This window comes from Intestinibacillus sp. Marseille-P6563 (assembly GCF_900604335.1).
GTDB lineage: Bacteria > Bacillota > Clostridia > Oscillospirales > Butyricicoccaceae > Butyricicoccus_B.
This window is the reverse complement of record NZ_UWOD01000002.1, coordinates 39911-53515: the sequence shown is the minus strand read 5'-3', so window position 1 is coordinate 53515 and position 13605 is coordinate 39911. Positions and strand designations below refer to the sequence as shown.

Genomic DNA, 13605 nt, shown 5'->3' with positions numbered 1-13605 from the left:
CTCTTTTGTTACATAAGTTGCGAAATCAATCTTAAAGAAACCTTAAATGGTTGCGTACTTTATTTTTAAATCATGCCCTGCCATAATGAAGAAAAAGGAGGGGATGATGATGAAAAAACAAATCTCACGTAATACCTTACAAATCATCGCGATGATTGCTATGCTGATCGATCATTTCAACTCAGTCCTAGGTCTGTTTCAGGTGATCTATTTTCGTACGGACAATATCATGTTGGCAGCCCGATGTACCGATTTGCTGTATGGCATAGGGAGAATGGCCTTTCCTATATTTGCTTTTCTCATCGTGGATGGATGCATCCATACAAGAGATATTCGAAAATACGCATTCCGTTTGGGAATTGCCGCGTTTGTATCGGAATTTTGTTTTGATTTTGCATTTGTCGGGTGGAGTTGGACGACGCCGCTGGAAAGCTTCCGTGCGTTTATCGCGCAGTTCAATGCAGGAATACATAATCAGAATAATGTGATTTGGAGCCTTTTTGCTAGTGTGCTGTTGATTTGGGCGATACAGAATTTTCAGAGAAAGACAAAGCATCGAGTGCTGTATGCAATCCGAGTATTTTTGATTTTTATCATTTTGTATCTGGCGTGTATGGTGTTTGGTGCAGAATATTGGGAGATTTGTCTTCCCATGACAGCACTCGTGTATCTTTGCAAGCAGAGATGGGCCAAGGTATCAATTTTAGGCGCTTTCATGTATTTTTTCTATGGTCTGTGGCCCATTTTGCAATCGCTGAGGTGGGAGTCTTTGCAGAGTGCATGGGAAACTTCGTGGCTTGCGAATCCCGATATCGGAGATATTTTTTGGATAGCCGGCGTGGCGATTGCGCTCATACTCATTGCCCATTATCAATATGACGCAACGAGCAGGCCACGCAAGAGCCGACTGATCTATGCTTTCTACCCGGGGCACCTGCTGGTGCTTGGTTTGATTCGAGATTTTATCCGGGCCTTTGTGATTTGAGTAGAATAGGCTGTCTTTTTGTCTGATTTTATGATATACTACGATTTGAGTAGGAATCATAAATCACAAGGAGGAGTCTATGGAGCTGGTACTTTCAGATTTTTCCCATGCGGAAGTGTTACAATATCTGGGCTGGCGAGGAAGTGACATCCCAACAGATGTCGATAAACAAATACAGGTTTGTATGACAGATACCCTGCGCATCGTACAGCCGCGCTTTACCTATCGAGTTCTTGACTTGGTACGGCAGGAAGATCAAATCATGCTGAAGGGAACAGAGATCCCGCTGCCAGGGAAGGATCTTGCAGCGCTGTTGCAAGATTGTAAGCAGTGCGTTCTCATGGCAGCAACCCTGGGAATGCCGTTGGAGGCAGCTATCCATCGGGCTGAAATCGCAGATATGACGCGGGCATTGATTTTGGATTGCTGCGGATCTTCCGCAATCGAAGCGGTCTGTGATCAGGTCGAGCAGATTATTTTACAGCAGCTGTCAGGGACGATTTACCCAACCGACCGGTTTAGCCCTGGGTATGGAGATATGCCACTGGCATTTCAAAAGCAGATGGTTGCTCTTTTGGATACGGCAAGACAGATTGGTTTGTCGATGACCGAATCCTATATCCTCACACCGCGAAAATCGGTGACGGCAATCTTTGGACTGGCACACAAGCCGCAGACCAAACGCTTCCGTGGCTGTGCATATTGTTCGATGTTTGTAAATTGTACCTTCAGAAAGGCAGGAAAGACCTGTGGACGATAAAATTTTATATTTAGATGGTGCGATGGGCACCATGTTGCAAAAAAACGGCTTACTACCGGGACATAATCCCGAGCTTCTGTGCTTGACGGACCCGGACCAGATTACAGCGATTCATACAGCTTATGTGCAGGCTGGTGCTGATGTGGTGTATGCCAATACATTCAGCGCCAACCGATACAAATTGCCGGACGATCAACCGGTGGAACCGGTCATCCAGGCGGCGATTGCCTGCGCCAAAAAGGCGACAGCAGGTACAAGCGTTCGCGTTGCGCTGGACATTGGTCCGATTGGGCAATTGCTCGAACCTTACGGCACGCTCAAATTTGAGGATGCCTATGCAATGTTCCAGCAAATGATGGTAGCCGGAGCGCAGGCTGGTGCGGATTTGATCGTCATCGAAACCATGACCGATCTTTACGAAGTAAAGGCAGCCGTATTAGCAGCCAAAGAAAACACCGACTTGCCGGTATTTGTCACCATGACCTTTGAAGCCAGCGGCCGCACGTTTACCGGATGCTCGGTAGAAGCTATGGCCGCTACTTTGGAAGGTCTCGGCGTAGATGCAATGGGCGTCAACTGCTCTTTGGGGCCGCGGGAGCTGCAGCCGATTGTCCAGCGCTTGTGCGCGGCAACAGCACTGCCGATCATTGTCAAAGCCAATGCCGGTCTGCCCGATCCTGCGACTGGCGCATACAGCATTCAGGCGGATGAATTTGCAGCTTTGATGCAGGACTATTTGGCGATGGGCGTATCCATCTTGGGAGGATGCTGTGGCACAACGCCGGAGTACATTCAAAAAATTTGCGAAATGACGCAGGGCAAGCAGCCAGCAATGCGGTCGGTTGCGCGGCATACCCGTGTATGCAGTCCAACTTGCGTGGTCGATGTGGATGGCGTGCGAGTCATTGGTGAGCGCATCAATCCGACGGGTAAAAAGCGTTTTCAGCAGGCTCTGCGGGATGGGGATATGGATTATATCCTGCATCAAGCGGTGGAGCAGGCAGACGCAGGGGCGGATATTCTGGATGTCAATGTAGGTCTGCCGGGAATCAACGAAGCCGAAATGATGGTACGAGTGGTCAAAGCGATCCAAAGTGTGACCGACTTGCCGCTGCAAATCGATTCCTCCGACCCAGAAGCGATCGAAGCGGGTCTGCGCGTTGTCAATGGTAAGGCAATCGTGAACTCGGTCAATGGTGAGGCCGGTGTGTTGCAACGCGTACTGCCGATTGCTAAAAAATATGGTGCAGCGGTCATTGGTCTGGCAATGGATGAAAACGGAATCCCGGCCACGGCAGAAGAGCGGTTTGCGATTGCCGAACGAATTTTAAAGGCAGCGCAGTCGTATGGAATCGCCAAGGAAGATGTGTTCATTGACTGTCTGACCCTGACCGTATCAGCCGAACAGGATAAAGCCGTGGAAACCCTGCGGGCAATGCAGATGGTACGCGACCGTTTGGGTCTGCACTGTGTACTGGGCGTATCCAACATTTCGTTTGGTTTGCCGTGCCGCGATTTGATTACGACTGGCTTTTTGACCCTGGCCATGGCGCATGGACTCGATTTGCCAATCATCAATCCCAACAGTGCCGCTGTGATGCAGGCCATTCGGGTGTTCCGGGTGCTCTACAACCAGGATAAAAATGCGCAGGATTATATCGAAGCCTGTGCCCATATGCCGCAGGTGCAGACAAGCCAGGCACCCGTAGCACAGGTCGTGTCCGGGGAGGAAGAACTTCCCCCGCTGATTCGCGCGGTGGCCAAAGGCTTGAAAGATGACGCTCGCCGTTTGACCGAGCAGATGCTGGAACAAGGGGAGAGCGAACTGAATATCGTCAATACCTGGCTCATTCCAGCGTTGGATTTGGTCGGGGAGCGCTTTGAACGTGGAGAGATCTTTTTGCCGCAGCTGATCAACTCAGCCGGCGCTGCCCAAGAAGCATTTGAAAAAATCAAAGCATCGATTGCAGCGCATGGCGCTGAGTCGGTATCCAAAGGCAAAATCATTGTAGCAACGGTCAAGGGCGATATCCATGATATCGGCAAAAATATCGTGAAAACGATTTTGGAAAACTATGGGTACCAGGTGCTCGATTTGGGCCGGGATGTGGCGATTGACCGCGTCGTCGAAACGGCAATCGAGCAGGATGTTCACCTGATTGGCTTGTCCGCCTTGATGACAACAACGCTGGGCAGCATGGAGAAGACCATCCAGGCGCTGCGGGAATCCGGACATGACTGCAAAGTCTGGGTCGGCGGTGCCGTCTTGACGCCGGAATATGCGCAAAAGATGGGTGCTGATTTCTACGCACGGGATGCCAAGGAATCGGTGGATATTGCACGGTCGGTTTTGGGCTGATTCGGAGGAACAAATGGACGTAAAAGAGTATATCAAAAATCATGTTTTGCTGTTTGATGGTGCCATGGGCACCTACTATGCGACCCAATATCCAGAGGATACTGCAAAATGCGAATGGGCCAATCTGCGTCACCCAGAACGGATTGAAGCCATTCATCGTGCATATATCGAAGCAGGGGCAAAGGCAATCAAAACCAACACCTTTGGAGCCAATACCCAGGTGTGCGAATGTACCTGGGATGAAGTGAGCCAAGTCATTACAGCAGGGTGGGAGATTGCCAAGCGCACGGCAGGGAATGCCGAGGTTTTTGCCGATATTGGTCCTTTACCGGAGTCCACCGCAGAATACCAGGACATCGTGAAACAGTTTCTGTCATTGGGTGCAACGCGGTTTTTGTTTGAAACCTTTGCGGATGACGAACCGCTTCACGATTTGGCAGCTTATATCAAAAAGCAGAATCCGGACGCGTATGTCATGGTTTCGTTCGCAGCAACACCGGATGGATTTACCCGGCAGGGACTGTCGGTGCGCACGATTTTATCACGGGTCCGGGCTGATCAGAATATCGATGCAGCGGGTCTGAACTGCGTATCGGGCCCTCTTCATCTGTTTACTTTGGCAAAGGAATTGGTGCCCGACTTTGCGGATGGGGAAACGGCGCTTTCGATTATGCCAAATGCAGGGTATCCGACGGTCCAAAATGGCCGTACGGTTTTTGACGGTAGCCCGGCCTATTTTGCAGCCCGTTGCGAGGATTTGATTGCATCTGGCGTACAGATATTAGGCGGCTGTTGCGGAACGACCCCGGAACATATTCGGCAAACAGCGGGCATCTTACAGGGAAAACATCTGCGGAAGACAGACGCCATTCGCAAACCGGCAAAATCGATTTCCACAACGGTACGAAATCGGTTTGCAGAAAAAATGCAGGCAGGCAAACGTGTCATTGCGATGGAATTAGACCCACCCGCAGATGCGAATATCGATAAATTTATGACCGGAGCACGTCATTTAAAAGCTGCAGGTGTCGATGCGATTACAATTGCAGATTGCCCGGTTGCCCGGGTGCGAGTGGACTCTTCCTTGCTCGCGGCCAAATTGCGGCGTGAACTGGATATCGATCCTATTCCACACATGACTTGCCGGGATCGCAACATCAATGCAACCAAGGCATTGCTGCTGGGACTTTCAGCCGAACAGGTACATAATGTGTTGGTTGTGACGGGAGATCCCATTCCGTCCGCTGCACGGGATGAGGTGAAAGGAGTATTCTCCTTTAATTCCGTTGTTTTGGCAGGGTATATTCGGCAATTGTCCGAGGAGGGGCTGGCCGCTCCGTTCCATGTGTATGGTGCATTGAATGTCAATGCCCGCAATTTTGACGCGGAACTGAAAAAGGCTGTTCGCAAGCAAGAAGCTGGCGTCTGTGCCTTTTTGACGCAGCCAGTGTTTACGGACCGTGCATTTGAAAATTTGGCACGTGCCCATGAAACACTGCAAGCAGCTATTTTGGGTGGTGTCATCCCGATTGTCAGTCACCGTAATGCCTTGTTTATGAGCCAGGAGATGGCAGGTATCGACATTCCGGAAGAGATTGTAGAGCAATATCGGGATTTGGATCGTGATGCTGCCGAGGATTTAGCGGTCGAACTGTCGGTGCAGCTTGCACGGCGTATGGAATCCGTCACCGAGGGCTGGTACCTTATTACTCCTTTTCAGCGGGTATCGCTCATGGAACGGATTCTAAATGCTCTACGATAATTTACGATTTTGTGAAAATAATGTACAGTTTGTTAAATATCTTTGGTATCTCTTGCAAGCTTTCTAAGCATTTGGTACAATACAGATAAATCAAAACCACCTTTCCGCTATGAAAACAGAAAGAAGATGCCATATGAATATTATGTTGTTTTTGACGCATAAAAGTGATGTTACATATTTGTATAACGACCAGACGATTGCCGAAGGCCTGGAAATTTTGCGATCGACCAGCTATACTGCCGTACCGCTGATTACGCGGGAAGGGCAGTATGTCGGCACAGTGACCGAAGGGGACTTCCTTTGGGCGCTGAATGAGCCGGAAATCTGGAAAGAACGAGAAACCTTACGCATGGATGCGGTCAAGCGCCACATTTGCAACAAACCGGTGCGTGCAGAGGCACAGATCTATGATTTAATGCATACGGCTTTGCATCAAAACTTTGTCCCTGTAATTGACGACCGGGATTGCTTTGTAGGCATTGTGACGCGCCAACGTATTCTGGGATATTGTCTGAACGAACTGGAGCATTGCCAGAAGGAAAGCGCGAAGGCAAGCAGTCCGATGAAAATGGCGGCAGCAGTTGTATAAAGAAGAACAGAACAAAACCGGCTAGGAAACTAGCCGGTTTTACATTTAATCTTCTATGGGGAGCATCAAATCTGTTTTCGGATACGTTCCAAAGCACCCTTTTCCAATCGGCTGACTTGCGCCTGTGAAATGTGTATTTCATCGGCGACCTCCATTTGCGTGCGTCCTTCAAAAAAACGCATTTGTACGATGCGTTGCTCTCGTTTGCTAAGAGAACGGATGGCCTCACGCAAAGCAATCTGTTCCAGCCAATGTTCATCGGTGTTTTTATGATCGCCTACTTGGTCCATCACGCAAATCGCATCACCTCCATCCGAAAAAACAGGCTCAAAAAGCGAAATGGGCTCGACGATGGCATCTAAGGCAAAGACGACATCTTCTTCTTTCATATCCAGTGCTTTAGCCAGTTCGGTAATGGTTGGTTCCCGCTGGTGCTCTCGAATGAAGGTTTCTTTGGCTTGTAAGGCCTTATAAGCGGTATCTCGCATCGAACGAGACACACGGATCGTGCTGTTGTCCCGTAAATATCGACGGATTTCTCCGATAATCATTGGAACAGCATAGGTGGAAAATTTTACATTCAAATCGCAGTTGAAATTGTCAATCGCTTTGATTAAACCAATGCACCCTACCTGAAAAAGATCATCCACCGATTCTCCGCGGCCGTTAAATCGCTGTATTACCGATAGTACCAGCCGCAGATTCCCGTTGATGAGTCGTTCCCGTGCGTTTGTATCACCTGCAGTGGCCCGGCGTAACAGATGTTCCATTTGATCTGATGGGATCACAGATAACTGAGATGTGTTTACCCCACAGATCTCAACCTTTGTTTGCATCCTGTTTGCCTCCGTTCCAATCGCGTTTTGTAAAAGCATTTTGCCCCAATGCAGGACAAACATACTCGGCGAGGAACGGTATATTTTTAAAAATACGACGATATTCGCGTGCTTTTTTTGAAGGTATGAATAAGTATGCAAAAGGAAAGGGTGCAGCTGCTCGGGATTTGTCATCTTATGCAGTGCATGTTATAATAAAGAATAAACGCAAGACGCTTCAAAAGGAGGGCGCATATGTTATTTGAACATATTGATTTTTTAGATGAACATTTTCAGGTGCAGAAAGATCAGTTCGTTGGCGTGAAAGATGGCAAGATCACCTATGTGGGTGCACAAAAGCCGGAAGGGAATTGGGGGAATCATTATGTAGGCCGGCATCGTTTGCTCATGCCGGGTTTTGTCAATGCGCATTCGCATGCACCCATGGTGATGCTGCGTGGATATGCGGAGAATTTACCGCTCGATCGTTGGCTCAATGAAAAGGTATTTCCCTTTGAAGATTGTTTCACCGATCCAGCGATTCATGCAGCAACGACGCTGGCATGCGCGGAAATGCTGCGATTTGGTACGGTGTCTTTCTCAGATATGTATTTTTATTGCCAAACTATGGCAGACGCGATTTTGAAAAGCGGTATGAAATGCAACCTGAGCCGAGGCCTTACGGTTTTTAGCGATCAGGACTATAAAGATTTGGAAGCATATCGGGATAATGTCGATTTGCTGAAAAACTATCACAATGCAGGAAATGGTCGACTTAAAATCGATCTCTGTATCCATGGGGAATATACCACAACGCCCAAAGTGGTGGAAGCGGTTGCAAGACATGCCAAGGAAGCGGGTGCAAGAGTACATGTCCACCTTTCAGAAACCCAAAAGGAGCATGAAGAGTGCAAGGCAAGACATGGGATGACGCCCGCAGCCTATTTTGAATCGCTGGGCTTGCTGGATCAGCCGACCTTGGCTGCACATTGCGTGTGGGTAGAAGATGCAGATTTGGACATCTTCAAGCGGAAAGATGTTACAGTTGCTTGCAATCCGGTCAGCAATATGAAACTGGCATCTGGATTTGCGCCTGTACCCAAAATGCTCGAGTGCGGCATCCGTATTGCCTTGGGAACCGACGGATGTGCTTCCAATAATAATCTGAACCTGATGCAGGATCTGTATCTGTTTGGCTTGCTGTATAAGGGAGTAACGCACGACCCAACCGTAGTAACTCCGCAGCAGGCATTGGCAGCTGCTACTCTCCATGGCTTCCAGGCACAAGGCCGGGAAGACAGTGGCAAGATTGCTGTCGGACAAAAAGCCGATTTGATTGTACTAGATACCGATGTGCCGTGGATGTATCCGGCAACCGACGTACCCTGCAATCTTGTATTTGCAGCGCAGGGATGTGATGTGAAGCTAACGATGGTAGATGGTGAGGTCTTGTATCAGGATGGGGAATACCGCACTATTGATATTGAACGCGCACAAGCAGAGACGCAGAAGTATACCGATGCCATTATCAAACAAGTGCGGAGTTAAGGGGGCAGACAATGTATCAGAAAATCAAAGAAGCTGCCAACTACATGCAGAGAATTTTGCCGTTTACGCCTAAAATCGGATTGGTTTTGGGTTCGGGCTTACAGCCGCTGGCGCAAGAGATTCAGAATGCTGTAATCGCGGAATATCATCAGGTGCCATATATGCCGCATGCGACCGCGCCGGGTCATGTTGGACAGTTTGTGTGCGGATATATTGAAGAACAACCTGTCATTTGCATGCAGGGGCGGCTGCATGGATACGAAGGGCATACGCCGGAGAGTATCGTATTTCCTATTCGGGTGATGCGAGCCATGGGTGTACAAACGCTTTTGCTGACCAATGCCGCAGGCGGAATCAACACCAGCTTTTCGGTTGGAGATTTTATGCTGATTGAGGATCAAATCAATTTTACAGGGAAAAGTCCGCTGATTGGGCCAAACGATGAAGCGATCGGCCCGAGATTTAATGATATGACATTTGCCTTTGCGCCGGATTTACGAGAGAAGGCCAAGCAGGCAGCACATACTTGCGGGATACCGCTAAAGCAAGGTGTTTATATTGGCGTCAACGGTCCGCAATTTGAAACACCAGCTGAGATCCGGGCTTTCCGTACGCTGGGTGCTGATGCAGTGGGCATGTCTACGGTATTTGAAGTGATTGCGGCGGCGCATTGTGGACTTCCTGTGCTGGCGATTTCCATGATTACCAACATGGCGGCCGGCGTACAGATGCAGGCGCTGTCGGGCGCAGAAGTGAATGCGACGGCAGAAGAACGCAGCCAAGATTTTCGGAAACTGGTACGAGAGATTATTAAGATGCTGTAAGGAGCATAAAAAAATCGGACGATTCTATCGTCCGATTTTTTTATTACTTTGTAGTATCTGGAGTGCTCGAAGGGGGCAGAACAACATTAAGAATAATCGCAATGACGGCTGCCGGTACAATACCCGAGCCGCCGAAGATCAAGCTGACCCATTCAGGCAATCCGCTCAGTGCCTGGCTGTTGGAACCCAAACCAAAACCAAGACCCAATGCGATGGAAATAATCGTAATCGCACGTGCATCAATGGTGTGCTTGGTAATCAGCTGAATACCCGAAACAGCAATGGAAGCGAACATCATAACAGCCGCACCACCCAGTACGCTCTGCGGCATGATCTGCACGAGTGCTGCCAACTTGGGGGATAGACCGCAAAGAATGAGGAAAATCGCGCCACAGGCCAAAGCAAAGCGATTTACAACTTTGGTCATCGTTACCAGACCGACGTTCTGCGAAAACGAAGTGTTGGGAAGCACACCGAATACTGTTGCAAACGAAGAACCCAGACCGTCACAGATAACACCGCCGGACAGTTCCTTGTCGGTTGCTTCGCGGCCAACGCCGCCTTCCATACAGCCCGAAATATCGCCAACCGTTTCTACGGCAGTGACGATAAACATGATCATAATGGGAGCAATCGCCCGAATATCAAAAACTGGCTTGATCGGCATAATCTGCGGGATCGCAAACCAATCGGCCTGTGCGACTTGGCTCCAATTCAATACCCATGCCTTGGTGAATTCAACTGTTTCTCCATCTACAACTACGCTGCCCGTGGTCGGCAGGAAAAGACTCATCAGAAAGGCGACAACATAGCCAACAATAATGCCAAACAGGATACATGCTGTGGAAGCAGTGCCCTTGAAGAAATGCTTAAATACAACGATGGAAATCAAAACAATCGTGGCCAATGCCAGGTTTTCTGCAGAACCGAAGTCATGTACGCTGGTTCCACCGCCGCCAAACGAATTGATACCAACACCAATGAGCGACAGGCCAATCGCCAGAACAACCGTACCGGTTACAATCGGAGGGAAGAACCGGCGCAGTGGTTTTAAGAAAAAGCCAAGCACGGTTTCGAATAAGCCGCCAATCAGCGATGCGCCCATAATGGCACCATAAGCCAAAACGCCGCCGCCCATTTGTGCTACGACGCTATTAAAGACACCCAGGAAACCCGAACTGGTGCCCATGATGATCGGAACCTTACCGCCGCAAGGGCCAATCGAGTAAAGCTGAACTAATGTGACGATGCCGGCAACCAGCATCGCATTTTGAAGGAGGCTGGTCAAAAGCTGAGGATCATCTGATGAGATACCGCATGCACCGCAGATAATCAACAGTGGAGTTAAATTGCCTACGAACATGGCCAACACATGTTGCAGACCCAATGGAATGGCTTGCCGCAAGGGGATGCGTCCCTCAAACGATTGCGGACTTGTGTACTTCTTTTGGTCTTTCATGAGATCCTCCTTCAACCATCTTACCCAATGAGGACAGAAAAGGCGCCATAGCAAAAGCCTTGGTGCCTTTTTTATTATTATAGGGAATTTGGAAAAGTCTTGTCAAGCATTGCAGCGATTTTTAATATAAGAAAATGCAGACTGGTTCCAGAACATGTGAAAACTTTTGAGAATAGAAGTTTTCTCGAAAGCATAATAAAGGATGGAGTGAAAACCGGAAAATGGAATTCTATAAAAATTTTATAAAAATTTAACAATTAATTAACGAAAGCGGGATTGACTCTTGTGCAGGAAAGAAGTATAATGAAGTCAAATAAGGATTGTTCTGGTGACGTGAAAATCGCAATTGTGCTCCCATCTAGAGATTTTATTTCATTGACAGAAAGCGAGGGAAGCCAGATGTTATATTATACGGTTACCGAACAAAAGGCAGATAATTCTTACCAGAAGTCACAAGAACAAATCCTTACCACATTGTTAACGCAAGTTGGCTCAGGATACACAGCAGCGCGTTTGCAAATTATGCTGCGCCATACAAGGGCTTCTATGCCTGCGGCTGCGGTATCAACACGTCCGGTTGGAATGTTCTAAAATATAGGGAAAACGCTTCCGGATCGGGGGCGTTTTGTTTTGAAAAGAATAAAACCCGGCCAAAGCCGGGTTTTACCCTTCGAGCGGACAGTCCTCTTAAAAATCCTGCGTAGTAGCGGAAGTTGTGGCAGAAGTGCGGGTCTTCTTTGATTTGTATGATAAGAAGTGCATATATTCTGCCAGGTTCTGTTGCGCTGCAAACGGGAGATTTTTGAACTCGGCACAGAAAGCCTTTAAAGAGGCTTCGGTTCGTATCTCGGAGTAATCCAACAGGAAATCCGTGGATACCTCGAAATAGTCTGCCAGCTGATGAAGAATTTTTTCATCACGCGGAAAGTGCGCGCCGCTTTCATAGAAGCTGACCATGCGAGGCGATACGCCAATGATGGAACCGAGTTGCTTTTGAGTGATATTCCGCTCTTCGCGCAAAAGTCGAAGACGGCTTCCGAAAGACATGACTAAACCACCTCTATTCATATTATATAGGGGATTCGTTGCAAAAGTATGAAATAGTAGTATTATTGCCCTGCATAATTGAATAAATTTAGTCGCCACTTTTTGTGCAAAAAAATCAAAAAATTTGCACGATTTGAGGTAGAAATACTACGCTATATCATGTTTCGGAATGCTGGCTTCTAAAATCTTGACACAAAAACAGAAATATTTTTACTTTTCTCGCCTTTAATTTTACAAATCTGCTCTGCATCACTGCAAATGATGTGGTAGAAAGTAAAAAAACGCCATAAATGGTGTGAAATCCTCTGTTTTATTCGAAAAAAGCGTCCACAGAACTTTTGCCTGTGGACGCTTTTTTTTAATCGATGACCGAAATTGTTTCGATAATAGGCTGATCTGCGGAGGCAACCGTACCGTTGCCATCCTGTACCGGGGTATTTTCACAGATGGCATCTACAATCTCCATACCTTCTGTTACATACCCGAACGCAGCATAGTCACCATTGAGGTGCGGGGAGTCCTGCTGTACAATAAAAAATTGGCTGCTCGCGCTGTCGTAATTATCCATTTGCCGGGCCATGGACAGTACACCGCGTACATGGTCGATATTATTTTCGGCCCCATTGGCAGAAAACTCACCTTTGATTGTCTGCTCAGAGCCGCCGGTACCATCGCCGTTCGGGTCGCCCCCTTGAATCATAAATCCGGAAATGACACGGTGAAAAGTCAGCCCATCATAAAACCCGTCTTGGGCCAGATTGATAAAATTGGTTACCGTGATCGGCGCGACATCTGCATCCAGTTCGGCTTGGATGGTCCCGTAATCCTTGACTTGAATTTCAATATGATGCTTTCCACTCAAAAGATCGGTGGGAGTAGCTTGCGCACTGGAAGATGAAGCTGCGCCGTCTTCCGCTGTTTTATTTTGGCAGCCAGTCATGGCAGTGGAAAGAAGCAGACAGGACAAAATAAGACAAAGTATTTTTCGCATGAATAAACCTCCAACGTAAGTCGGTATGACTCAAAATTGTTATTATCATAGCACAAACTGCGCAAAAGGAAAACAGAATTTTTGTGTTTTTTTCAAGGATTTTGCTTTCTAAATGGGGAAAGTATGATATACTTACCGTAGGTATTCCGAGAAAGGAGACAGATTATGATTAAGATTATTGCAAAGCAGATTATCAAAAAAGAATGCCTGGATGCTTATCATGCACTGGCCGATGAATTGGTTGCAGCATCCCGTCAGGAAGAAGGATGCATCGCATACAGCAGCAACCAGAGTTTAGCCGATGAACGGGTGCACTGCTTTATGGAGATTTGGAAAGATCAAGCAGCCATCGACAGCCACAATGCAACCGAACATTTTACCCGTATCATTCCGCAATTTGCAGATATGTTTGACGGACCGGAAACCGTTGATCTCTATGTAGAACGTTAAAACGCCCGAAAGGGCG

13 protein-coding genes are annotated in these 13605 nt (G+C 47.9%); 9 read left to right on the top strand and 4 right to left on the bottom strand.

Features of this window, described 5'->3' with window-relative positions:
* Positions 1 to 109 precede the first annotated feature (109 nt).
* The 5 genes from EFB11_RS08335 (at position 110) to EFB11_RS08315 (ending at position 6455) form a co-directional block, all read left to right on the top strand.
* A complete protein-coding gene (locus EFB11_RS08335; protein WP_164706676.1) occupies positions 110 to 985 on the top strand; it encodes a TraX family protein in 876 nt (291 codons plus the stop codon).
* A 79-nt stretch (positions 986 to 1064) separates the two neighbouring features.
* Positions 1065 to 1745, top strand: a complete 681-nt coding sequence (locus EFB11_RS08330; RefSeq protein ID WP_122789786.1) for a vitamin B12 dependent-methionine synthase activation domain-containing protein — start codon at positions 1065 to 1067, stop codon at positions 1743 to 1745.
* A gap of 22 nt (positions 1746 to 1767) precedes the next feature.
* Positions 1768 to 4104 carry a homocysteine S-methyltransferase family protein gene (locus tag EFB11_RS08325; RefSeq protein ID WP_122791265.1) on the top strand — a complete coding sequence of 779 codons (2337 nt, stop codon included), beginning with the start codon at positions 1768 to 1770 and terminating at the stop codon, positions 4102 to 4104.
* A 13-nt stretch (positions 4105 to 4117) separates the two neighbouring features.
* Positions 4118 to 5866 (top strand): bifunctional homocysteine S-methyltransferase/methylenetetrahydrofolate reductase, encoded by a 1749-nt coding sequence (locus EFB11_RS08320; RefSeq protein WP_122789785.1) that lies wholly within the window; start codon positions 4118 to 4120, stop codon positions 5864 to 5866.
* 133 nt (positions 5867 to 5999) lie between these two features.
* Positions 6000 to 6455, top strand: coding sequence for a CBS domain-containing protein (locus EFB11_RS08315; protein WP_164706675.1), 456 nt, complete (start codon positions 6000 to 6002; stop codon positions 6453 to 6455).
* 65 nt (positions 6456 to 6520) lie between these two features.
* Here EFB11_RS08315 and sigG read toward each other — a convergent pair whose 3' ends face one another.
* On the bottom strand, positions 6521 to 7291 hold the full coding sequence (gene sigG / locus EFB11_RS08310) for an RNA polymerase sporulation sigma factor SigG (RefSeq protein WP_122789783.1): 771 nt from the start codon (positions 7289 to 7291) through the stop codon (positions 6521 to 6523).
* Between the two features lie 234 nt (positions 7292 to 7525).
* Between sigG and EFB11_RS08305 the strand changes: the two genes are divergently transcribed.
* Positions 7526 to 8818 carry an amidohydrolase gene (locus EFB11_RS08305; protein WP_122789782.1) on the top strand — a complete coding sequence of 431 codons (1293 nt, stop codon included), beginning with the start codon at positions 7526 to 7528 and terminating at the stop codon, positions 8816 to 8818.
* A gap of 11 nt (positions 8819 to 8829) precedes the next feature.
* On the top strand, positions 8830 to 9642 hold the full coding sequence (locus EFB11_RS08300) for a purine-nucleoside phosphorylase (RefSeq protein WP_122789781.1): 813 nt from the start codon (positions 8830 to 8832) through the stop codon (positions 9640 to 9642).
* Positions 9643 to 9685: 43 nt separating this feature from the next.
* Here the strand turns inward: EFB11_RS08300 and EFB11_RS08295 are convergent, their stop codons facing one another.
* Entirely contained in the window at positions 9686 to 11101 is a 1416-nt protein-coding gene (locus tag EFB11_RS08295) for a uracil-xanthine permease family protein (RefSeq protein ID WP_122789780.1), read from the bottom strand.
* A gap of 303 nt (positions 11102 to 11404) precedes the next feature.
* Here EFB11_RS08295 and EFB11_RS08290 point away from each other — a divergent pair, with 303 nt between their 5' ends.
* Entirely contained in the window at positions 11405 to 11692 is a 288-nt protein-coding gene (locus tag EFB11_RS08290) for a hypothetical protein (RefSeq protein WP_122789779.1), read from the top strand.
* 96 nt (positions 11693 to 11788) lie between these two features.
* Here the strand turns inward: EFB11_RS08290 and EFB11_RS08285 are convergent, their stop codons facing one another.
* Positions 11789 to 12148 carry a helix-turn-helix domain-containing protein gene (locus tag EFB11_RS08285; protein WP_164706674.1) on the bottom strand — a complete coding sequence of 120 codons (360 nt, stop codon included), beginning with the start codon at positions 12146 to 12148 and terminating at the stop codon, positions 11789 to 11791.
* 358 nt (positions 12149 to 12506) lie between these two features.
* Positions 12507 to 13139: a peptidylprolyl isomerase gene (locus EFB11_RS08280; protein ID WP_122789777.1), complete on the bottom strand. Its 633-nt coding sequence runs from the start codon at positions 13137 to 13139 to the stop codon at positions 12507 to 12509.
* A gap of 165 nt (positions 13140 to 13304) precedes the next feature.
* Here EFB11_RS08280 and EFB11_RS08275 point away from each other — a divergent pair, with 165 nt between their 5' ends.
* Positions 13305 to 13589, top strand: a complete 285-nt coding sequence (locus tag EFB11_RS08275; RefSeq protein ID WP_122789776.1) for a putative quinol monooxygenase — start codon at positions 13305 to 13307, stop codon at positions 13587 to 13589.
* Positions 13590 to 13605: the final 16 nt, after the last annotated feature.